This window comes from Actinophytocola sp., assembly GCF_035942955.1.
Classification (GTDB): domain Bacteria; phylum Actinomycetota; class Actinomycetes; order Mycobacteriales; family Pseudonocardiaceae; genus DASYTH01.
In genome coordinates, this window is record NZ_DASZCQ010000154.1 from 1 (window position 1) to 20,629 (window position 20,629).

21 protein-coding genes are annotated in these 20,629 nt (G+C 72.9%); 7 read left to right on the forward strand and 14 right to left on the reverse strand.

The genetic code is table 11. From position 1 onward, the window contains the following. Positions 1-28 precede the first annotated feature (28 nt). Together VGX25_RS15255 and lipA are read right to left on the reverse strand one after the other, a co-directional pair. Positions 29-676 (reverse strand): DedA family protein, encoded by a 648-nt coding sequence (locus VGX25_RS15255; protein ID WP_326918442.1) that lies wholly within the window; start codon positions 674-676, stop codon positions 29-31. Between the two features lie 111 nt (positions 677-787). After that, complete coding sequence (lipA, locus tag VGX25_RS15260; RefSeq protein ID WP_326918443.1) at positions 788-1,789, reverse strand: lipoyl synthase; 1,002 nt, start codon at positions 1,787-1,789, stop codon at positions 788-790. A 121-nt stretch (positions 1,790-1,910) separates the two neighbouring features. Here lipA and VGX25_RS15265 point away from each other — a divergent pair, with 121 nt between their 5' ends. Beyond that, on the forward strand, positions 1,911-4,508 hold the full coding sequence (locus VGX25_RS15265) for a M14 family zinc carboxypeptidase (RefSeq protein ID WP_326918444.1): 2,598 nt from the start codon (positions 1,911-1,913) through the stop codon (positions 4,506-4,508). A gap of 102 nt (positions 4,509-4,610) precedes the next feature. On the opposite strand, the gene VGX25_RS15270 is transcribed toward VGX25_RS15265, so the two are convergent. Next, positions 4,611-5,117 carry a hypothetical protein gene (locus VGX25_RS15270; RefSeq protein ID WP_326918445.1) on the reverse strand — a complete coding sequence of 169 codons (507 nt, stop codon included), beginning with the start codon at positions 5,115-5,117 and terminating at the stop codon, positions 4,611-4,613. A gap of 126 nt (positions 5,118-5,243) precedes the next feature. On the opposite strand from VGX25_RS15270, the gene VGX25_RS15275 reads away from it, so the two are divergent. Then, positions 5,244-5,849 carry a TetR/AcrR family transcriptional regulator gene (locus VGX25_RS15275; protein WP_326918461.1) on the forward strand — a complete coding sequence of 202 codons (606 nt, stop codon included), beginning with the start codon at positions 5,244-5,246 and terminating at the stop codon, positions 5,847-5,849. 225 nt (positions 5,850-6,074) lie between these two features. Here VGX25_RS15275 and lipB read toward each other — a convergent pair whose 3' ends face one another. The 4 genes from lipB to lpdA are packed head-to-tail and all read right to left on the reverse strand — an operon-like array spanning position 6,075 to position 10,858. Beyond that, positions 6,075-6,809 carry a lipoyl(octanoyl) transferase LipB gene (gene lipB, locus VGX25_RS15280; RefSeq protein ID WP_326918446.1) on the reverse strand — a complete coding sequence of 245 codons (735 nt, stop codon included), beginning with the start codon at positions 6,807-6,809 and terminating at the stop codon, positions 6,075-6,077. After that, positions 6,806-7,708 carry a TIGR01777 family oxidoreductase gene (locus tag VGX25_RS15285; protein WP_326918447.1) on the reverse strand — a complete coding sequence of 301 codons (903 nt, stop codon included), beginning with the start codon at positions 7,706-7,708 and terminating at the stop codon, positions 6,806-6,808. The genes lipB and VGX25_RS15285 overlap by 4 nt, the downstream gene beginning before the upstream one ends. Positions 7,709-7,716: 8 nt before the next feature. After that, positions 7,717-9,465, reverse strand: coding sequence for a 2-oxoglutarate dehydrogenase, E2 component, dihydrolipoamide succinyltransferase (sucB, locus tag VGX25_RS15290; RefSeq protein WP_326918448.1), 1,749 nt, complete (start codon positions 9,463-9,465; stop codon positions 7,717-7,719). Positions 9,466-9,487: 22 nt separating this feature from the next. Further along, positions 9,488-10,858 (reverse strand): dihydrolipoyl dehydrogenase, encoded by a 1,371-nt coding sequence (gene lpdA / locus VGX25_RS15295; RefSeq protein WP_326918449.1) that lies wholly within the window; start codon positions 10,856-10,858, stop codon positions 9,488-9,490. A 118-nt stretch (positions 10,859-10,976) separates the two neighbouring features. Between lpdA and VGX25_RS15300 the strand changes: the two genes are divergently transcribed. Beyond that, positions 10,977-11,309: an oxidoreductase gene (locus VGX25_RS15300; protein WP_326918450.1), complete on the forward strand. Its 333-nt coding sequence runs from the start codon at positions 10,977-10,979 to the stop codon at positions 11,307-11,309. 304 nt (positions 11,310-11,613) lie between these two features. On the opposite strand, the gene VGX25_RS15305 is transcribed toward VGX25_RS15300, so the two are convergent. Then, on the reverse strand, positions 11,614-13,116 hold the full coding sequence (locus tag VGX25_RS15305; RefSeq protein ID WP_326918451.1) for a leucyl aminopeptidase: 1,503 nt from the start codon (positions 13,114-13,116) through the stop codon (positions 11,614-11,616). Positions 13,117-13,323: 207 nt separating this feature from the next. Between VGX25_RS15305 and VGX25_RS15310 the strand changes: the two genes are divergently transcribed. Next, positions 13,324-14,208: a hypothetical protein gene (locus VGX25_RS15310; protein ID WP_326918452.1), complete on the forward strand. Its 885-nt coding sequence runs from the start codon at positions 13,324-13,326 to the stop codon at positions 14,206-14,208. Here the strand turns inward: VGX25_RS15310 and VGX25_RS15315 are convergent. Beyond that, on the reverse strand, positions 14,168-14,392 hold the full coding sequence (locus tag VGX25_RS15315) for a hypothetical protein (RefSeq protein WP_326918453.1): 225 nt from the start codon (positions 14,390-14,392) through the stop codon (positions 14,168-14,170). The genes VGX25_RS15310 and VGX25_RS15315 overlap by 41 nt on opposite strands. A gap of 131 nt (positions 14,393-14,523) precedes the next feature. Between VGX25_RS15315 and VGX25_RS15320 the strand changes: the two genes are divergently transcribed. Continuing rightward, on the forward strand, positions 14,524-15,624 hold the full coding sequence (locus tag VGX25_RS15320) for a branched-chain amino acid aminotransferase (protein ID WP_326918454.1): 1,101 nt from the start codon (positions 14,524-14,526) through the stop codon (positions 15,622-15,624). Here the strand turns inward: VGX25_RS15320 and VGX25_RS15325 are convergent. Genes VGX25_RS15325 through cobU form a run of 3 tightly spaced genes read right to left on the reverse strand, consistent with a single transcriptional unit; the run spans position 15,617 to position 17,943 of the window. Next, on the reverse strand, positions 15,617-16,348 hold the full coding sequence (locus VGX25_RS15325) for an adenosylcobinamide-GDP ribazoletransferase (protein WP_326918455.1): 732 nt from the start codon (positions 16,346-16,348) through the stop codon (positions 15,617-15,619). The genes VGX25_RS15320 and VGX25_RS15325 overlap by 8 nt on opposite strands. A gap of 4 nt (positions 16,349-16,352) precedes the next feature. Continuing rightward, the gene (gene cobT / locus VGX25_RS15330; RefSeq protein WP_414635815.1) at positions 16,353-17,408 is read right to left on the reverse strand and encodes a nicotinate-nucleotide--dimethylbenzimidazole phosphoribosyltransferase; all 1,056 of its coding nucleotides are present in this window, start codon (positions 17,406-17,408) and stop codon (positions 16,353-16,355) included. Between the two features lies 1 nt (position 17,409). Continuing rightward, positions 17,410-17,943, reverse strand: coding sequence for a bifunctional adenosylcobinamide kinase/adenosylcobinamide-phosphate guanylyltransferase (gene cobU / locus VGX25_RS15335; protein ID WP_326918456.1), 534 nt, complete (start codon positions 17,941-17,943; stop codon positions 17,410-17,412). 23 nt (positions 17,944-17,966) lie between these two features. Between cobU and VGX25_RS15340 the strand changes: the two genes are divergently transcribed. Next, positions 17,967-18,173 carry a hypothetical protein gene (locus VGX25_RS15340; protein ID WP_326918457.1) on the forward strand — a complete coding sequence of 69 codons (207 nt, stop codon included), beginning with the start codon at positions 17,967-17,969 and terminating at the stop codon, positions 18,171-18,173. 44 nt (positions 18,174-18,217) lie between these two features. Here the strand turns inward: VGX25_RS15340 and VGX25_RS15345 are convergent, their stop codons facing one another. Both VGX25_RS15345 and VGX25_RS15350 read right to left on the reverse strand, forming a co-directional pair. Continuing rightward, positions 18,218-19,201 carry an aldo/keto reductase family protein gene (locus tag VGX25_RS15345; protein WP_326918458.1) on the reverse strand — a complete coding sequence of 328 codons (984 nt, stop codon included), beginning with the start codon at positions 19,199-19,201 and terminating at the stop codon, positions 18,218-18,220. A 46-nt stretch (positions 19,202-19,247) separates the two neighbouring features. After that, entirely contained in the window at positions 19,248-19,904 is a 657-nt protein-coding gene (locus tag VGX25_RS15350) for a DUF3043 domain-containing protein (RefSeq protein ID WP_326918459.1), read from the reverse strand. Between the two features lie 38 nt (positions 19,905-19,942). Here VGX25_RS15350 and VGX25_RS15355 point away from each other — a divergent pair. Next, the coding region (locus VGX25_RS15355; RefSeq protein ID WP_326918460.1) for a glycerate kinase at positions 19,943-20,629 on the forward strand (687 nt) is incomplete at its 3' end.

The following is a 20,629-nucleotide window of genomic DNA, read 5'->3' on the forward strand; positions in this document are numbered from 1 at the left end:
TTTGTGGGGCTATAGCACCACAAAAGACTCACGACACCAGCTCCGGTTCGGGGCGGGCGGCGTCCTCGGCGCGCTTGCGCTTCTTGACGATGAGCACCACGACGCCAATAAGCACGATCGCGGCGATCACTATTGCGCCGCCGAAGGCGAGCGCGCCCTCGACTCGCTTGGCGGCCTCGCCGAGCGCGGCGCCGATGCTGATATGCATGGCCGACCAGCACGCCGCCCCGGCCACCACCGCCGGCAGGAACGTGCGGTACGGCAGGCCGGAGGCGCCGGCCGCGGCCGGTGTCAGGGTCCGCACCACCGGAAGGAAGCGGGCGAGGAACACCGCCCATGCCCCGCGCCTGCGCAGAATGTCGGCGGCCCTGTCCCAGCCGGCCGTCCCGTACCGCTGGATGATCCTGGTCTCGCGCAGCGCCGGCCCGAACCGCCGGCCGATCGCGTAGCCGATCGAGTCGCCGAGCCCGGCGCACACGGTGACCACCGCCCACAGAATCGCAAATCGCGGCACCGTGCTCGCCGTCGTGGCCGCGATCAGCAGGCCGCCCTCACCCGGCGCGATGAAACCCAGACCGATGGTGCACTCGGCGAACACCAGCGCCCCGGTCGCCCCCACCAACGCCGGCTGCGGAAGACCCTGCAGCCACTCGAGCACATCGGTCAGCAACGCCACGATTCCACCCCTCGGTCGGATACCCGTTGATCGGGCCCTTGGAGGGACTGTGACAGTCGGACGTTCCACCGTGGATCCGGGCATATCCCCGATGTGTCCCGGAGATCCGGACTACTGGGCGAGCAGTGAGCTGATCTCCTGGCGGGCGGGGCCGGCCTCGGCAAGGTGGCGCAGCTGCTCGGGCACGGCCTCGCCGCGGTGGGCCATGGCCTGGGCGTAGAGCCGGCCGGCCCGGTACGAGGAGCGCACCAGCGGCCCGGCCATCACGCCGGCGAACCCGATCCGCTCGGCGGTCTCCTTGTGCGCAAGGAACTCCTCGGGCTTGACCCAGCGGTCCACCGGGTGGTGGCGCAGGCTCGGGCGCAGGTACTGCGTGATCGTGATGATGTCGCAGCCCGCGTCGTGCAGGTCGCGCAGCGCGGTGGTCACCTCGTCCGGGGTCTCGCCCATGCCGAGGATCAGGTTGGACTTGGTCACCAGGCCGTCGGCCCTGGCCAGGGTGAGCACCTCCAGCGAGCGCTCGTAGCGGAACGCCGGGCGGATGCTCTTGAAGATCCGCGGCACGGTCTCCACGTTGTGCGCCAGCACTTCCGGCCGCGAGCCGAACACCTCGGCCAGCGCCGCCGGCTCGGCGTTGAAGTCGGGGATCAGCAGCTCGACGCCGGTGCCCGGGTTGAGCCCGTGGATCTGCCGGACGGTCTCGGCGTACAGCCACGCCCCGCCGTCGGCCAGGTCGTCGCGGGCAACACCGGTGACGGTGGCGTAGCGCAAACCCATGGCCTGCACCGACTCGGCGACCCGGCGGGGCTCGCCGCGGTCGAGCGCGGCCGGCTTGCCGGTGTCGATCTGGCAGAAGTCGCAGCGCCGGGTGCACTGGTCGCCGCCGATGAGGAAGGTGGCCTCCCGGTCCTCCCAGCACTCGAAGATGTTCGGGCAGCCGGCTTCCTCGCACACCGTGTGCAGACCCTCGCGCCGGACCAGGCCCTTCAGCTCGCGGTACTCCGGACCCATCCGCGCTCGGGTCTTGATCCACGGCGGCTTCTTCTCGATGGGCGTCCGGCTGTTGCGCACCTCGAGCCGCAGCAGCTTCCGTCCCTCCGGCGTCACCGTCACAGTCGCCAGGGTACGCGCGGGTCAGCTGTGTCCGCGCACACAGCACCGGCCATTCGGCGGGTTGACGGCCCGCTCTACCAGGCGATAAGCACGTCGTGCGCTCCCCAGATCGGAGGTCCCCGTGGCCCGGAAGCACTGGCTCCTTGCGCTGTTCTCCATCGTTCTGACAACGTTTCTCGGTCTGCCGGCCGCCGTCGCCGCGCCCGCGGCGCCGCCCGGCGCGGTCACCAAGGGCGAGGATCCGGCGAACGGGCCGGACCGCAACGAGATCGCGGCCGGCGATCCGGCCGCGGCGGTCGCCACCCTGGCCGCGGGCGAGAACCAGGCGGGTGCGCGGGAGGGCTACCCCCGCCAGACCCGGCTGCGGGTGTTCCCCGAGGACCCGTCCGACAAGTCGATCAAGCTGGGCCTCGTTCCGTACCACGCCATCGCTCCGAGGCTCAACGCCCTGCAGGCGCGCAGCGACCGGGTGTCGGTCGAGATCGCCGGCCGGTCGACGCTCGGCCGCGACCTGTACCTGGTCACGCTCACCGCGCCGGAGCGGCCGTGGCAGACCCGGCTCCAGGACCACTGGCGGGAGCTGATCGAGAACGACCCGGTGCGCGCCGCCCGCGACCCGCTGCTCGAGCGCGAGTACAAGGTGCCGGTGTGGATCAACAACAACATCCACGGCAACGAGTGGGAGGGCACCGACGCGGCGCTGCGGCTCATCGAGCACCTGGCCACCAGCAACGATCCCAAGGTCCGGCGCCTGCTGGCCGAGCACCGGATCTACTTCAACGTCACCGCCAACCCGGACGGGCGGGTGGCCGGCACCCGCGGCAACAACAACGGGTTCGACCTCAACCGCGACTTCGTCACCTCCTCGCAGCCGGAGAACGTGGCGATGCGGGAGATCGTCGAGCGGATCCAGCCGGTGATGATGCTCGACGAGCACGGCTACGTCGAGGGCACGCTGATCGAGCCGACCGGGCCGCCGCACGGCCAGAACTACGACTTCGACCTCTACATCCGGCACGGCCTGGCCAATGGGTTGGGGATGGAGGCCGCGGTCAAGGCGCTGGGCTTCCCTGAGGCCCAGAACGTGATCATCCCGTTCCGGGACATCCCGCCGGGCGAGTGGGACGGCTGGGCGCCGATCTACACCGCGCAGTACTCGATGTTCCACGGCGCGGTCTCGTACACCATCGAGATTCCCTTGCAGGTCAACAACAACGCCTACAACACGCTGCCGGTCGACGAGCTGCGCCGGCGCGCGGCGATCAACACCGCGGTGTCCGAGTCGTCCATGCGGACCACTTTGGACTATGTGGACCTGCACGACGGGGAGCTGGTGGACAACCAGATCGAGATCTTCCGGCGGGGCACGTTCGGCGAGCCGCAGCGGTTCATCCCGGACGGCTTCGTGCCCGGTTTCGGGCCCGAGGACCGGTTCACCACGCAGTTCCCCCGGGCCTACGTGATCCCGGTCGGGCCGGCCCAGCGCTCCGCGGCGGCCGCCGCCCGGCTGGTCGACCACCTCGTCGCGCACGACGTGCGGGTGCGGCAGGCGGTGCGGGACTTCCGGCTCAACGGCCGCGACTACCCGGCCGGGTCCTACCTGGTCGACCTGCACCAGCCCAAGCGCGCCCTGGCCAACGTGATGCTCGAGAACGGCCGGGACGTCTCCAACGACGCTCCGGTCATGTTCGACATCTCGGGCTGGAGCCACCGGCTGCTGTGGGGCGCGTCGGTGGACATCCTGGCGTCCGGCCAGCTCCACGTGCCCAGCCGGCCGGTCGCCGCGGCGTCGCCCACCGGCGGCGTCGACCCGGCCCCCGGCCGGGATCTGGCGATCACCGTGCGGGACGGCAAGGACGCGCGCGCGGTCAACGACCTGCTCGGCCGCGGCCTCGAGCTGCGCCGCCGGGCGGACGCGACGGTGCTCGTGCCGGCGTCGGCAAGGGCCGACGCGATCGAGGTGGCCAACCGGTACGGCGTCCGGTTCACGGTGGCGCCACTCGGCGATCCGGGCACCGTCCTGCGCCGCCCGACGGTGGCCGCCGCGGTCGCCGCCGACGAGCTGTTCGCCTTGCGGGACATGGGATTCGACGTCCGCCCGGTGTCCACGGCGACGCTCAACGCCGGGTTCGACCTGTCCCGCATCGACACGCTCGTGGTCTCCTCCGGCCTGCGCGTCGACCAGCTCAACCCGGCCGCCCGCGCGGCGCTCGACGCGTACCTCGCCCGCGGCGGCGGCGTGATCACCCGTGGCGCCACGGGCTCGCGGTTCAACGCCGACGCGGGGTTGCTCCAACTGCGGGCGGTGCCCGGAAAGAGCGACGCCAATGGCACCGTCACGGTGACCAACGCGCCCGGCGTGCTCGGCGGGGACGGCCTGCCGCACTCGTTCGTGTTCGCGCCACAGTGGTTCACCGACCTCGGACCCGGGGTGACCGTCGAGCAGCGCTACGGTCCCGGCAACCCGCTCACCGCCGGCCACTGGCTGCCCAACGACGACGGCACCGGCGGCCGCGACGCGGCGGCCGGCCAGCCGCTGGTCGTGTCCGGCACCGACGAGCGCGGCGCCCGCGTGCTCATGTTCGGCAGCGAGCCCTTGTTCCGCGCCCACCCCAAGGGCCTGTTCGCCCAGGTGGCCAACGCCGTCTACTGGACCGGCTCAGCGTCCTGTTGCGACTCTGCGCGCGACGCAATCGCGCCGGCAGGGCCCGACCGGTAGGCGTCGTGCTGCCGGACACCGGTGCCCTGCCACCGCGATAGCGGCCTTCGGCCGGGCGCGCTCGGTGGTCGCCGTGGTTGCCCCCTGCCGTGGCCATGCGGGTCAGGCGGAGGGAACAAGCCTGCGCAGTAGCTGCTCCACCGGACCGCGGCGGCGGGCGGGGAGCTCGGGCGTGGTGCGCAGCAGCGTCAGGTAGGCGGCACCCACCCGGGTGATCTGGGCGGTGGTGTCGGCCGGCTCGGCCAGGCCGGCGGCGAGGGCGAGCATCCGCTGCTCGCCCTCCACGGCCGCGCGCAGGGCCGGGGTGTCGGCGTGCCTGTCGAGCAGCCGGCGCAGCGTCGGGTGCTCGGCGGCGGTGCTGCGCCAGGCCGCGGAGACCGCGTCCACCGGGTCGATGTCGTGGTCGCGCTCGGCCTCGGCCTGCGCGACGCCGACCCGCCCGGTCAGCGCCAGCAGCCACTTGTAGTGCAGCGCCAGCACCAGCTTCTCGGGGCTGGCGAACACGTCCGACACGTCGTCGTACGGCAGGTCGCCGGCCGGGTTGCGGCGGGCGTGCTCCAGCACGGCGGCGAGTGCGTCGCGCCGCCGGTAGTAGTCAGTCCAGCTCATGGATCCCTGCTCCCGTGACCTGGGTCATACCGCTGGTTTGCGGCATACCGTCGGTATGGTCCGACACCGCCAAGCTATCAGCCAGCCGTGACGCGGGGATGTCGTACGGTTGTGAGGGTGGTGACATTGCGGTCGAGGCGGCTGGACTACTCCGAGTCCACCAGGCAGGCGTTGGTCGACTCGGCGGTGGAGCTGTTCACGAAGAACGGCTACGCGGGCACCTCGCTCGACGCGATCGCCAAGCGCGCCCGCGTCACGAAAGGCGCGCTGTACCACCATTTCAGCGGCAAGCAGGCCCTCTTCGAGGCGGCCTTCGACGTGGTGGAGCAGGCCGCGGTGGCCCGGCTCGCCGAGGTGGTCGGCGGCGACGGCTCGGCCTGGGAGCGCGCCGTGCGCGGCGTCGAGATCTACATCAAGTCCTGCCTCGAGCCGTCCTACCAGCGGATCGTCATCCACGAGGGCCCGGTCGTGATGGGCTGGGAGCGCTGGCGGGAGACCGAGGACCATTTCAGCTACGGCCTGGTCAAGGCCACCATCGAGGCGCTCATCGAGGCCGGCGAGATGGTCGAGCTGCCCGTCGAGGTGACCGCCCGCATCCTCTTCGGCGCACTGTCGGCGGGCGCCACCCTCATCGCCGGCTCCGCCGACCCGCGCAAAGCCGGCGCCGAGGTCTCCCGCACCATCGTCACCGTCATGGAAGGCATGCGCCGCCAAGCCCAACACCCGGACTGAGCAACCACCGCGCGTCCCGCCCTCAGGCAGCCAAGTCCCGCGCTCATGCAGCCGCTAACCCTCCTGCAACACGAATGCCACGCCCGCGGCCTCCGGCTTCGGGCGGGGCCAGCGGTCCTCGACCAGGAGCCGGCCGTTCAGCGCAGTCTCGTGGTGCCCGGCCCGATCGGCGCGATGAGTGCCCAGCATGGTGGTGCCGGAAACGACGGCCGCGCCGGATCTCTGCTAACCCTCCTGCAGCACGAATGTCACGCCCGCGGCCTCCGGCTTCGGGCGGGGGAGCCAGCGGTCCTCAATGGGGACGCGGCCGTCGAGGGCGTCCAGTACGCAGTCGCGGGCCAGGGGGAGGACCTCGGCGACCGTGACCTCGCGGCCCAGCTCGGCGGACAGCGAGGTGACGCCGGCGTCGCGGATGCCGCAGGGGACGATGCGGTCGAAGGCGGCCAGGTCGGCGTTGCAGTTGATCTCGAAGCCGTGCATGGTCACGCCGCGCTGGACCCGGATGCCGATCGCGGCGATCTTGCGCTCGGGGCGCTCGCCGGACGCCGGCAGCCAGACGCCGCTGCGGCCCTCGACCCGGCCGGTGGTCACGCCGAGCTTGTCGCACACGGCGATCAGCGCCTGCTCGATGCGCCGCACATATTGCACGACGTCGACCGGGTCGCCGAGCTTGACGATGGGGTAGCCGACCAGCTGGCCCGGCCCGTGCCAAGTGATCTTGCCGCCCCGGTCGACGTCGATCACCGGGATGTCGCCGCCGGTCGGGCGCTCGTCCGGCGCGGTGCGCTTGCCGGCGGTGTACACCGGCGGGTGCTCGAGCAGCAGCAGCGTGTCCGGCCCGGTCTCGTCGGCGCGGGCCGCAAGGGTGGCGCGCTGCAGCTCCCAGGCCGCCAGGTAGTCGATCGTCCCCAGCTCCCGGACCTGCACCGGAGCGGCCGTCGCGCGGCAGGAGGTGCTCACGTCTGCGACCCTACGCCGGACGCCTCGAGCTCGGCCAACGCGTCTTCGAGCTTGCTGTAGCGGAACTCGAAGCCGTTGTCGGCCAAGACCTTCGGCACGGCGCGCTGGCTCATCAGCATCTCGTCGGCCAGCTCGCCGACCACGACCCGCAGCGCCACCCTGGGCACCGCCCAGGGCGCGGGGCGGCGCAGCGCCCGGCTGAGCGCGCGGGTCAGCTCGATGTTGGTCACCGGGTGCGGCGCGCACAGGTTCACCGGGCCGGAGATCGAGCCGTGCTCGAGCACGAACCGGATCGCGGCGACGTGGTCGGCCCGGTGGATCCACGGCACGTACTGGTCGCCGCGGCCGAGCCGGCCGCCGAGGCCCAGCCGGAAGATCGGGCGCAACCGGCCGAGCAGCCCGCCGCCGGCCAGCACGTGGCCGAACCGGGCGAGCACCACCCGGCTGCCCGCGTCGCGGGCCCGCTGGGTCGCGGCCTCCCAGTCCCGGCACAGGTCGCTGAGGAACCCCCGCCCGCGCGGCGCGGCCTCGTCGAGCACGCGGTCGCCGCCGTCGCCGTAGAAGTGCACGCCGGACGCGTTGACCAGAACTCCGATCCCGCGCTCGGCGACCGCGCCGGCCAGCACCTCGGTCGGCTCGATCCGGCTGTCCAGCAGCACCTGCTTGCGCGCGTGCGTCCAGCGCCGGTCGCCGACCCCGGCGCCGGACAGGTTGACCACGGCGTCCACACCGTCCAGCGCGCCCTCGTCGATCCGCCCGGCCGGCGGGTCCCACTCCCGCTCGTCTGCGGCCCTTGGCGGACGGCGGACCAGCCGGACCACCTCGTGGCCGGCCTGCCGCAGCTCGGGCACCAGCGCGGACCCGACGAGCCCCGACGACCCGGCGACGGCTACTCGCACGGCGACCCCTACAGGCCCAGGTCCGCCTCGAAGTTGCCGTCCTGCAACCGCCGCTTGACGGTCGTGAGGAACCGGCCCGCGTCGGCGCCGTCCACGAGGCGGTGGTCGTAGGTCAGCGCCAGGTACACCATCGACCGCACGGCGATCGTGTCGTCGCCGTCGGCGTCGGTGATCACTACCGGGCGCTTGACCACGAGCCCGACGCCGAGGATGCCGACCTGGGGCACCGGGATGATCGGCGTGTCGAACAGCGCGCCCTGGCTGCCCAGGTTGGTCAGCGTGAACGTGGCGCCGGCCAGCTCGTCCGGGGTGACCTTGTTGGCCCTGGTGCGCTCGGCAAGGTCGGCGATCCCGCGGGCGAGGCCGGCCAGGCTCAGGTCGCCCGCGTTGTGCAGGGCGGGGGAGAGCAGGCCGCGCTCGGTGTCCACGGCGATGCCAAGGTGCTCGGCGGCGTGGTAGGTGACCTCGAGGGTGTCGTTGTCGATCGACGCGTTCAGCTTCGGGTGCTGCTTGAGCGCCTCCACCGCGGCCTTGGCGAAGAACGGCAGGAAGGTCAGCTTGACGCCCTCACGCTGCTCGAAGGCGTTCTTCGCCCGGTTGCGCAGCTTGGCGATCCGGGTGACGTCCACCTCGACGACCTGGGTGAGCTGCGCGGCCGTCTGCAGCGACTCGACCATGCGCCGGGCCACGACCTGGCGCAGCCGGGTCATCTTCTCGGTCTTGCCGCGCAGCGCAGCGGCCTGCGGGGACGGCTTGGCCGGGGCCGGCGCCGCGGCCCTTGTCGGCTGGGCGGCTGGCGCCGGCGCCGCGGCGCGCGCCTTGGCCGCCTCGGCCGCGGCCAACACGTCCTGCTTGCGGATCCGGCCGCCGATCCCGGTGCCGGTCAGCGTGGACAGGTCGATGTCGTTCTCCGCGGCCAGCTTGCGGACCAGCGGGGTGACGTACGGGGTGCCGCCGGCCGCCGCCCCGTCCGTGGTGGTGACCTGGGGCTCCGGCTGGGGATCGGGCTTCGGCTGCGGCTGCTGCGCCTGCGCGGGGGCCGGCTCGGGCGCCTGCTCGGCGGCCTGCTGCCGGTCCGGCTCCTCCTTCGGCGGCGCCGGGGCCTTGGCGTCCGCGTCGCCGCCGGCCTCGCCGATGATCGCGAGCTGGCCACCGACCTCGACGGTCTGGTCCTCGCCCGCGACGATCTGCAGCAGCGTGCCGGCGACCGGGGACGGGATCTCGGTGTCGACCTTGTCGGTGGACACCTCGAGCAGCGGCTCGTCCGCCTCGACGGTGTCGCCGACCTGCTTGAGCCACCGGGTGACGGTGCCCTCGGTGACGCTCTCGCCGAGCGCCGGCATGGTCACCGGCGTGCCCGAGCGGCCGCTCGCCGCCTGGGGCGACTCGGGGTGCAACTGCGGACCGGACGAGTCGGACTCGCCCTCCCCCCTGGTCTCCGGAGCGGGCTGCTCCGCGGGCGGGGACTGCTGCGCCGGGGACTGCTGCGCCTGGGTCGAGCCGCCGTTGCCGCCCTCGGCGCTGTCGCCGATGACGGCCAGCTCGCCGCCCACCGCCACGGTCTCGTCCTCCTGCGCGACGATCTTCTGCAGCACGCCCGCCGCGGGCGAGGGGATCTCGGTGTCGACCTTGTCGGTGGACACCTCGAGCAGCGGCTCGTCCACCTCGACGCGGTCGCCGACCTGCTTGAGCCACCGGGTGACGGTGCCCTCGGTGACGCTCTCGCCGAGCGCAGGCATCTGGACGGAGATCGCCATGGTTTCGCTGACTCCTCGTGGCTCAGGCGTGGACGTGCAGTGGCTTGCCGGCGAGGGCGAGGAACGCCTCGCCGAGCGCCTCGGTCTGGGTCGGGTGCGCGTGGATCAGCGGAGCGACGTCCTCCGGGTAGGCCTCCCAGTTGTAGATCAGCTGCGCCTCGCCGATCAGCTCGCCGACCCGGTCGCCGACCATGGTGATGCCGACGACGGGCCCCTCCGGGGCCTTGACCAGCTTGACCCCGCCCGCGGTCTTGAGGATCTGGCTCTTCCCGTTGCCACCCAAGGAGTACACGTAGGTCTCGGCGTTGCCGTACCGCTCCTTGGCCTGCGCCTCGGTGAGCCCGACCGAGGCCACCTCCGGCTTGCAGTAGGTGACCCGCGGGATGCCCATCTCGTCGATCGGCTTGGGGTTGAGCCCGCCGATCTCCTCGGCGATGAAGATGCCCTGCTGGAAGCCGCGGTGCGCCAGCTGCAGGCCCGGCACCAGGTCGCCGACCGCGTAGACGTTGGGCAGGTTGGTCCGCAGCCGGTCGTCGACGAGCACGAAGCCGCGGTCCATGTTCACCCCGGCATCCTCGTAGCCGTGGCCCGCGCTGTTGGGGCCGCGGCCGACGGCGACAAGGAGCAGATCGGCGTCGAACGACTCGCCGGACTCCAGCGAGACCGTCACGGTGCTCTCGGTCTGCGTGGCGCCGGTGAACTTCACCCCGGTCTTGTACTTGATCCCGCGCTTGCGGAAGGCGCGCTCGAGCTGCTTGGAGGCCCACTCGTCCTCGAGCGGGACCAGCCGCGGCAGCGCCTCGACGATCGTCACGTCGGCCCCGAACGAGCGCCACACGCTGGCGAACTCCACGCCGATCACGCCGCCGCCGAGCACCACGACGCTCTCCGGCACGAAGTCGAGGTTCACCGCCTGGTCGCTGGTGATGATCCGGCCGCCGATGTCGAGGCCGGGCAGGCTCTTGGCGTAGGAGCCGGTGGCCAGCACGACGTTCTTGCCGGTGTAGCGGTCGCCGCCCACGGTCACGCTGTTCGGCCCGACGAACGTGCCCTCGCCGTCCACCACGGTGACCTTGTTCGCCTTGGCCAGGCCCTGCAGGCCCTTGAACATCTGGCCGACGACGCCGTCCTTGTAGGAGTTCACCCCGGCGATGTCGATGCCCTCGAGCGAGGACTTCACGCCGAACTGGTCGCCCTCCCGAGCCAGGTCGGCGACCTCGGCCGCGTGCAGCAACGCTTTGGTGGGAATGCACCCGCGATGCAGGCAGGTGCCGCCGAGTTTGTCCCGCTCTACCAGGACTACGGACAGGCCGAGCTCGGCGGCGCGGAACGCGCAGGCATAGCCACCCGACCCGCCGCCCAGAATGACGAGGTCAGCGGAGGTGTCAGTCACGGGATCTCCTCGGCAGGCAACATCGACTCAGTGGTTCCACACGCCATCTTGTCACTTGGTAGGGCAGGCTTGCGAGGTGGCCACGCGCCACTGAAAGATCGGGTACGGAGGTAGTGACGTGGGTGTTTTCGACTCGCTTCGACGCAAACGCCGGGCGGGCACGGTCCGGGGCGCGACCAAGGGGGACACAGCACACCTCGACCAGTGGGCGGCGCAGCGCCGGGGCGTGGAGGCCTACGTCGAGCCGCGCACCCACGTGACCGAGACGACCGTGCTGCTCGTCGCCCACGACGGGGAGTGGACGCGCCGCCGCGTCGCCAGCCAGGAGGCGGCCTTCGACTTCGCCCGCAAGCGCGGCATGCCGATCTACGAGGTGGAGCGGGTCGGCTATCCCAAGCGCATGCGCGAGTACCAGGAGCGCCAGAAGCGTCGGGGCGGGAGCGCTGGGTGACACGGCTTCCGTTATAGGGGCGCGGAGTCACACGCCGCTTGAACTGTATTTGATAGCTCGGGCTGTGTTTGTTAGCTCGGGCAAGGCCGCCCTGTCGCCTTCGGCGAGCGGCCTGGGGTTGGGTTGGGTGGGGGGTTGCGGGCCGGTGTGGGGGTTGGGTGTTGTGGGTGGTGGGCTGACGACGCCTGCGGGCAGGGGCTCGTTCCTCGCCCCTGCCCTGGTCGTCGTGGGGCGGCCGCCCTCGCCAAAGATTGGCGACCTCAGCGCAGTTGACCTCAGCGCACTGTCGAAACCCCGACTCAAGCTAGCCGTTCTCGGCGATGTCGGCTAGCACTGCGGCCAGGGTGCGGACGGGGACGCCGGTGCCGCCTTTGCCGGTGTAGCCCCAGGGGGAGCCGTTGTTGTAGGCCGGGCCGGCGACGTCGATGTGCACCCAGGGCAGGCCCTCCGGCACGAACTCGCGCAGGAAGATGCCGGCGGCGAGCATCGAGCCCCACCGGTGCCCGGTGACGTTGGCCAGGTCGGCCAGCTTGGAGTCGAGGTCGCCGCGCAGCTCGTCGGGCAGCGGCATCGGCCAGCCGCCCTCGCCGGTGGCCTTGGCGATCGCCGCCACCCGGTCGCGCAGCTCGTCGCTGCCCATGATCCCCGGGGTGCGCCGGCCGAGCGAGACGATCTGCCCCCCGGTCAGCGTGGACGTCTCGAGCAGGTAGTCCGGCTCGTCCTCCGCGGCCCGGCAGATCGCGTCGGCGAGGATGAGCCGGCCCTCGGCGTCGGTGTTGAGCACCTCAACGGTCTTGCCGCCGTACATGGTCAGCACGTCGCCCGGCCGGTACGCGGCGCCGGAGGGCATGTTCTCCGCCATCGGCACGGTCGCGATGATCTCCAGCGGGTACTTCAGCGCGGCCGCGAGCACGGCGGTCGCCACGATCGCGGCGGCGCCGCCCATGTCCGACGTCATCTCCTCCATGTTCGCCGCCGGCTTGATCGAGATGCCGCCGGTGTCGAACGTGATCCCCTTGCCCACCAAGGCGATTCGCTTGCGCGGCTTGGCGCCCCGGTAGCGCATCCGGACCAGCCGGGGCGGCCGCGCCGAGCCGCCGCCGACCCCGAGGAGGCCGCCGTAACCGGCCCGGCGCAGCGCCTTCTCGTCGAGAACCTCCACCTCCAGCCCGGCCGCCTTGCCGAGAGCCGACGCGCGCTCGGCGAACGACGCCGGGTACAGGTCGTTGGGCGGGGTGTTGACGAAGTCCCGCGCGGTGGTCACCGCCTCGGCGATCGCCGTGGCCGCCTTGAGCGTGGCCCGGTGCTCCCGGGCGCTGCCACCGGCCGGGCTGGCCAGCTCCACCCTGGCCGGCGCGCCGCCGCGGGTCTCGGACTTGTAGGCGTCGAAGGTGTACGCCCCCAGCAGCGTGCCCTCGGCCGCGGCCTGCAGGTCCACAGTGGACAGCAGGCTGACCGCCCGGCCGGAGCCGGAACCGTTCAGGGCACGCGCCGCGGCCCCGGCGGCCCGCCGGACCTGCTCGGCGGTCAGCGACCCGTCCGCACCCGGCGCCCCCAGCCCGGCGGCGACCACCAGCCCGGCCGGTAACCGCCCCAGCGTCGGTAGCTTCACCACCTCGTCGGCCTTGCCCGTGGCGCCGAGCGTGCCGAGCACCGCGAGCAGCTCGCCGCCGAACGCCGCGTCCACCGCCTCACTGCCCGGGGCCAGCCCGACGCCGTCGCCGTTCTGCAGGATGCCGATGATCACGGCGTCGGCGGCGGCCTCGGCCACCGCCGCGGTGGTCAGGGCCAGTTTGGGCAAGCTCACGGATGCTCCTCGGTAGATCCCATCCCCCGGTAGGGCGTTGTCGCATGCTAACTAACAGGGCCTGTTTCGTGGGTGACATGGCCTCGTGCCTGCCGGCGGAACCTCAGGGGTACCGTGACGGCACCCAGCCACGATCAACCCGATATCCGCACCGCTGGCTGGAACGCGACGACCGCATTGAAATCCGGAGAGGCGGACTAGTACCAGGTGTCGTCCGGACTGGCCGCGACGCTCGGCGCCGGCCTGCTCGCCGGGCTCGCGCCGGCGGCGTCCGCGGCCGGCACCTGGCTGCTGGTCGCCTTGGTGCTGGCCGCTTTCCTGGCCGTCGGATGTGGACTGTCCACTTCGGAGAATCAGGGTTTCCTCGGCGTGCTCGGGCGGATCGCCGGCGCCGCGGCCATCGCCGGGACGTTCGGCGCCTACCTGCTGCCCGCCGACCCGCTGCCGGCGGCGATCGGGCTGATCGCGGTCGCCGCGGCGGTCACCGCGCTCGGGTTCCGCCCTCCGCCAGCGCCGGCGGTCGCGGTCGTGCTTGCGGTGCTCGCCGCGTTCGTCGCCGCCTGCCTGGCGATCGACCCGGCCGGCCAGGCCGTGCCGCCCCCGCCCGGCGTCCCCGGCGCCGACGACCTCGCCGGCCTCCCGGCCGCCACCGCGCTGATGTTCTTCGGCTTCCTCGGCTTCGAGCGGGCCGCGAGCCGGCGCGCCGTCGTGGTCACGATCGCCGTCGCCCTCGCCGTCCACCTCGCCGTCGCCGCCGCGGCCCTGCGCCAGCTCGGCGGCCCGCGGCTCGCCCTTTCCGCCGCCCCGCTGCGCGACGCCCTCGCCGCCGCGGACGCCTCCGGCCTGCGCCCGCCGCTCACCGTGGCCGCGACCATCGCCGCCATGTACGCCCTGCTCGGCGTGCTCGCCGGCCTACCCCCGAACCCCCGCCCGGTGATCCTCCCGGTCGCCGCCGTGCTGGCCGCCGCCTGCGCCGCCCTGCTGACCGTCCCGACCCTGATCGCGGCCGCCGCCGGCCTGATGCTCGCCCACTACGCGGTCGGCGCCGTGCTCAGCCGGAGACGAGCACGAGGACCAGCACCACCACGGTGAGGACGATCGTGACGGCGAACGCGCCGCCGTTGACGTCCCGCGGGAAGAAGCCGTCGTTGCGCCGGTACCACCAGAACCCCCAGGCGATCGCCCCGGCGAGGCCGAGCACCACGCCGAAGCCGCCGAGCCAGAGCAGGCCGAGCAGGGCCAGCGTCCCGGCCAGGAACGGCGCCATGGCCGCCACCGCCGCCACCTTGAGGTCGGATCCAAGGCCAGCTGAGACTGAGTTACTCTCCGTCACAAGTGAGCATCGTAGGACGTCCGATCCTCGAGATCGCGATTTTCCGGTGGCGAAAGGCGGGATACCGTTGTCCTATGACGACCTCTCTGCCGTTCACCCGGACTCCGAACCCGCACCCGGCGACCCCGGAGCGCGTTGCGGAGGTACTGGCCAACCCGGGCTTCGGCCAGCACTTCACCGACCACATGGTGTCGATCCGCTGGAACCGTGAGCGAGGCTGGCACGACGCGATGGTCGAGCCGTACCACTCCGTGACGCTCGACCCGGCCGCCATGGTCCTGCACTACGGGCAGGCGATCTTCGAGGGCCTCAAGGCGTACCGCCAGCCGGACGGGTCGGTGGCCTCGTTCCGCCCGGAGGCGAACGCGGCCCGGTTCCGCAGCTCGGCGCGCCGGATGGCCATGCCGGAGCTGCCCGACGAGCTGTTCCTGGCCTCGCTGCGGGAGCTCATCGCGATCGACGGCCGCTGGGTGCCCGAGCAGGACGAGGAGTCGCTGTACTTCCGGCCGTTCATGTACGCCACCGAGACCGGGCTCGGCGTGCGACCGGCGGGGGAGTACCTGTACCTGCTGATCGCCTCCCCGGCCGGGTCGTACTTCGCCAGCGGGGTCAAGCCGGTGAGCGTGTGGCTGTCGCACGAGTACGTGCGCGCCGCGCCCGGCGGGACCGGTGCGGCCAAGTTCGCCGGCAACTACGCCGCCTCCCTCGTCGCGCAGGCCCAGGCCGCCGAGCAGGGCTGCGACCAGGTCGTCTGGCTCGACGCCGTGGAGCGCCGGTGGGTCGAGGAGATGGGCGGCATGAACCTGTTCTTCGTGTTCGGCTCCGGCGCCGACGCCCGTGTGGTCACCCCCGAGCTGACCGGCTCGCTGCTGCCCGGCGTCACCCGCGACTCGCTGCTCACGCTGGCCGCCGAGCTGGGCTACGGCGTCGAGGAGCGGCGCATCTCCACCGAGGAGTGGGAGAAGAGCAACGAGTCCGGCGAGCTGACCGAGGTCTTCGCCTGCGGCACCGCCGCCGTGATCACCCCGGTCGGGTCCGTCAAGCACGCCGACGGCGCCTTCACCATCAACACCGGCGCCGCCGGCGAGGTCACCATGCGCCTGCGCAACGCCCTCACCGCCATCCAGCGCGGCACCGTGCCCGACACGCACGGCTGGATGACCACGCTCAGCTGATCGTGCAGACCGCGAGCACCGCGGTCGTGGCGAGCTCGCCGGCGGCGCCCAGCACGTCGCCGGTGACGCCGCCGAACCTGTGCCGGGCGTGCCAAACGAGCACCAGCACCGTGGCCGCGGCCAGACCGACGGCCAGGATCCCCAGCCACCACCATTCCCACATGGCCAGCGCCCCGGCGGCGGCCAGCCCGAGCCACCACGCGGCCGCGACGCCGGGTCGCTGGGAGCCGGCCACCAGCGCGCCCAGCCCCTCCGGCCGGGCCGCCGGCACGCCGCGCCGGCAGGCCAGCACGAACGCCGCCCGCCCGGCCACGACGGCAAGCGGCACGGCGCCCCACCGGTCGGGGACGACGGCGCCAAGCGCGCTGGCCTGGACGCCGATCACCACGACCAGGGTGATCACCGCGAACGGCCCGCAGCCGCCGTCGCGCATCACGGCCAGCGCCCGCTCCGGCGGCCCGTAGCAGCCGAACCCGTCGGCGGTGTCGGCCAGCCCGTCCAGGTGCATGCCGCGGGTCAGCGCCGCAAGCAGGCCGACGGTGAGCAGCCCGGCGAGCAGCCCCGGCATCCCCAGAGCGTCCATTGTGAACAGTGCGAGGACCGCGATCCCGCTCAGCACCAACCCGACCACCGGCGCGACCGCGATGGCGGTCCGCCCGGCCGCGGCGTCCACCCGGTCGACCCGCACGGGCAGCACGGTCAGCCAGGAGAACGCCAACCGCACGGCGCTACCCGGCGGCCGGGCCAGCGACGCCGGCGTCGGCGAACGTGGCCATCTCCGCCAGGATCCGCACGGCCATCGACAGGATCGGGATCGCGGCCGCGGCGCCGGTGCCCTCGCCGAGCCGCATGTCCAGCTCCAGCAACGGTTTCAGGCCGAGGTGGTCGAGCACCATGGTGTGCGCGGGCTCCACCGAGCGGTGCCCGGCCACCCACCAGTCGCCGGCACCTGGCGCGAGCTCCGCGGCGACCAGCGCCGCCGCCCCGGCGATCAACCCGTCCAGGACGACCGGCGTGCGGCGCACCGCGGCCTGGGCAAGGAACGCCGCCATGGCCGCGATGTCGGCGCCGGCCACGGTGCGCAGCAGCGCCACCGGATCGGCGCTCACCGGCCGGGCCCGGCGCAGCGCGTCGCGGATCGCCGCGGCCTTGCGCATCCAGCCCCGGTCGTCGATCCCGGTGCCCCTGCCCACCACGGCCACCGGCTCGGCGCCGGTCAGCGCGGCGACCAGAACCGCGGCCGGGGTGGTGTTGCCGATCCCCATGTCCCCGGCGACCAGCAGGTCCGCGCCGCTGTCGACCTCCTCGTCGGCGATCGCCCTGCCGGCCGCGATCGCCGCGGCCACCTCGTCCCCGGTCAGCGCGTCCTCGACATCGATCGAGCCGGATCCCCTGCGTACCTTGAACTTCGCGACCTCGGCGGGGGTCTCGGCCGAGTCCACCGACAGGTCGACCACCCGCACGGTTGCCCCCGCCGTCGCGGCCAGCACGTTGATCGCGGCCCCGCCGGCCAGGAAGTTGGCCACCATCTGCGCGGTGACCTCGCTCGGGTACGCCGACACGCCCTTGGCCGCGATCCCGTGGTCGCCGGCGAAGATCACGATCCGGGGCCGGGTGAGCGGCGCCGGCGGGCACCTGCCCTGGCACGCCGCGATCCACGCGCCGAGCTCCTCGAGTCGGCCGAGCGAGTCGGCCGGCTTGGTCAGCCGGTCGTGCCGCTGCTGCGCGTCCAGCCGGGCCGATTCGTCCGGCGGCACCACGGCGGAGAAACCGGTGTCGGACACGCTACCTCCCAGGTTTGAGCCGCAACGGGATGCCCGCGACGAGCAGCACGACGTCGGTGCAGCGGTCGGCCAGCGCGGCGTTGAGCGCCCCGAGCTCGTCGCGGAAGAGCCTGCCAGAGCGGGTGGACGGCACCACGCCCAGCCCGACCTCCGCCGACACCAGCACCAGCTCCGCGCGGCACGACCCGACCGCGTCCACCAGCCGCGCGCACTTCTGCCTTGCCGCCTCGACCGGGCCGTCCCACGCCCGGGTGTCGTCGAGCACGGCGGTCAGCCAGGTGGCGAGATCGTCGACCAGGATCGGCGGATCGCCCGCCGCCGCCGCACGCAGCACCGCGACCACATCGGACTCGACCGTGCGCCACTCCGCCGGCCGCCGGGCCACGTGCACGGCGATCCGGGCCGACCACTCGGCGTCGTCCGGATCCCGCCGAGCCGTCGCCACGTACGTCGCCGGCGCGTCCGCGCGCAGCAATCCCTCGGCGTGGGCGGACTTTCCCGACCTCGCCCCACCCAGCACCAGGGTCCGCCGCACGGGCGCACGTTACCGTGTCGCCCGTGGACTACCGGTGGCGCTACACCGACGGCACGGGGGCGGACGTGGTCGGGCCGGAGCTGACCTTCGCCGACCGGACCGAGGCGGAGGACTGGCTGGCCGCCAACTGGCCGGACCTCATCGACGGCGGCATCGACGAGGTGACCCTGCTGCACGCGGGCGAGGTGGTGTACGGGCCGATGAGCCTGCACCCGCCCACGGTGTCGTGAGTCTTCCGTGGGGCTATAGCACCACAGCAGGCTCACGACCTGGGTCAGCCCGACTTGCGCGGGTCGTACTCCACGATCCCGTTGAGCACCTTGTCGATCTGGGCGAGCACCTCGGCGTCCAGCCGCACGCCGGCCGCCTTGACGTTCTCGGTGACCTGCTCCGGCCGGGACGCCCCGATGATCGCCGAGGCGACGTTGGGGTTCTGCAGCACCCACGCCACCGCCAGCTGGGCCATCGACAGCCCGACGCCCTCGGCGATCGGCTTGAGCAGCTGCACCCGTTCCAGCACGTCGTCGGTCAGCCACCGGGCGACGAAGTCCTTGCCGCCGGACTCGTCGGTGGCCCGGGAGCCGGCCGGCGGCGGCTGGCCGGGCAGGTACTTGCCGGTGAGCACGCCCTGCGCGATCGGCGACCAGACGATCTGGCTGATGCCCTCGCGCTCGCACGTCGGGATCACCTGCGACTCGATCACCCGCCAGAGCATCGAGTACTGCGGCTGGTTGGAGATCAACGGAACGTTCAGCTCACGGGCCAGCGCGGCGCCCCGGCTGATCTGCTCGGCGTTCCACTCGGACACGCCCACGTAGAGCACCTTGCCGGCGCGCACCAGATCGGCGAAGGCCAGCATGGTCTCCTCGAGCGGCACCGTCCGGTCGAACCGGTGCGCCTGGTACAGGTCGACGTAGTCGGTCTGCAGCCGCTTCAGCGAGGCGTTGGCCGACTCGATGATGTGCTTGCGCCCCAGCCCGCGATCGTTGGGTCCGCCCGGCCCGGTCGGCCAGTACACCTTGGTGAAGATCTCCAGGCTTTCCCGGCGCTGGCCGGCGAGCGCCCGGCCGAGCACCGCCTCCGCGCGGGTGTTGGCGTAGACGTCCGCGGTGTCGAACGTGGTGATGCCCGCGTCCAGCGCGGCCCGCACGCACGCGTGCGCCTGCTCCTCCTCCACCTGGGACCCGTGGGTGATCCAGTTGCCGTACGAGATCTCGCTGATGGCCAGGCCGCTGCGGCCGAGACGACGAAACTCCATGGGGACAACCTAGTCCCATGTCGTTCGCCATGCTAAATAGCTCGAGCTACTCCACCCTGTCGCCGGGCTTCACGCGCGGCTTGGGGATGCGCAGCCGGCGAATCTGGGAGGCGCGGATGAAGGCGTACCAGCCGAGCGACAGGCCGCGGATGTTCTCCTTGGGGAACTTGGCCCTGGCCATGCGGGTGAACCGGCGGCCGTTGAGCACGCCCTCGAGGATCATGGCCAGCAGCATGATCAGGCACGCCATCGTGGCGTAGCTCTGCAGCGCCCGGTTGGGCGACAGCATCGCGATGAACACCAGGATGGCCAGCGGCATGAACAGGCCGAGCAGGTTGCGCCGGGAGTCGATCAGGTCGCGGACGTAGGCCTTGACCGGGCCGCGGTCGCGGGCGGGCAGGTACTTCTCGTCGCCGGACATCATCCGCTGCCGGTTGGCCAGCCGGACCTCCCGGCGCTTGGCCGCCAGCGCCTTGCGCTCCTCTTTGGAGCCCCGCGCGCGCCGCATGGCCTCGCGGGTGGTGCGCGGGGGCGGCGGCACGGGCCCGCGGCGGCGGGCCTCGGCCTCGCGCCGCTTCGGCGTCGGGCGGCCCTTGCCCGGGGTGTGGCCCTTGGGCGCCGCGTCCAGCTCCGCCGCCACGGCGTCGGACCCGTCCACGGCGTCGGTGCTCTCGGTGGTGGTGTTGCGGCGCAGGAACCTCACGGTGTCCAGGGTATGACAGGTCTCGTTACCCTCCGCCCATGCGGGTCCTGATCGCCCCCGACTGCTTCGGCGGGACGTTGAGCGCGACCGAGGCCGCCGAGGCCATCGCAAGGGGCTGGCGGTCCGGGGCCCCGGACCACGAGCTCGTGCTGCGTCCCCTGGCCGACGGCGGGCCCGGGTTCGTCGACGTGCTGCACGTCGCGCTCGACGGGACCCGGCACCACGCCACGGTGTCCGGCCCGCTGGCCGACCCGGTCGCCGCGGTCTGGCTCGAGCACGACGCCGCCGGGTACGTCGAGTCGGCGCAGGCCTGCGGACTGCACCTGGTCCCGCCGGCGGACCGGGACGCCCTCGCGGCCGGCACGTTCGGGGTCGGCCAGCTCGTGGCGGCCGCGCGCGACGCCGGGGTGCGCACGGTCGTCGTCGGCCTCGGCGGCTCGGCCACCACCGACGGCGGCGCCGGGCTGCTCGCCGCGCTTGGCGCCGTCCCGGTGGACGCCGCCGGCCGGGAACTGCCGCCCGGGGGCGGGCCGCTGGTCGACTGCGCCGGCCTCGCCGGAGTCCCCGACCTCGGGCCGATCCGGCTGGTCGCCGCCTCCGACGTGGAGAATCCCCTGCTCGGCCCGCACGGTGCGGCCCGGACGTTCGGCCCGCAGAAGGGCGCAGACGAGCTGGCCGTCCGCCGGCTCGAGCGGTCGCTCGCCCGCTGGGCGGACGTGCTGGCC

Excerpts from the sequence above, each read along its gene's own strand:
- VGX25_RS15270 (WP_326918445.1), bottom strand. The coding sequence starts at position 5,117 with ATGAGCTGGACTGACTACTACCGGCGGCGCGACGCACTCGCCGCCGTG.
- VGX25_RS15320 (WP_326918454.1), top strand. The coding sequence starts at position 14,524 with ATGACGACCTCTCTGCCGTTCACCCGGACTCCGAACCCGCACCCGGCG.
- VGX25_RS15345 (WP_326918458.1), bottom strand. The coding sequence starts at position 19,201 with ATGGAGTTTCGTCGTCTCGGCCGCAGCGGCCTGGCCATCAGCGAGATC.
- sucB (WP_326918448.1), bottom strand. The coding sequence starts at position 9,465 with ATGGCGATCTCCGTCCAGATGCCTGCGCTCGGCGAGAGCGTCACCGAG.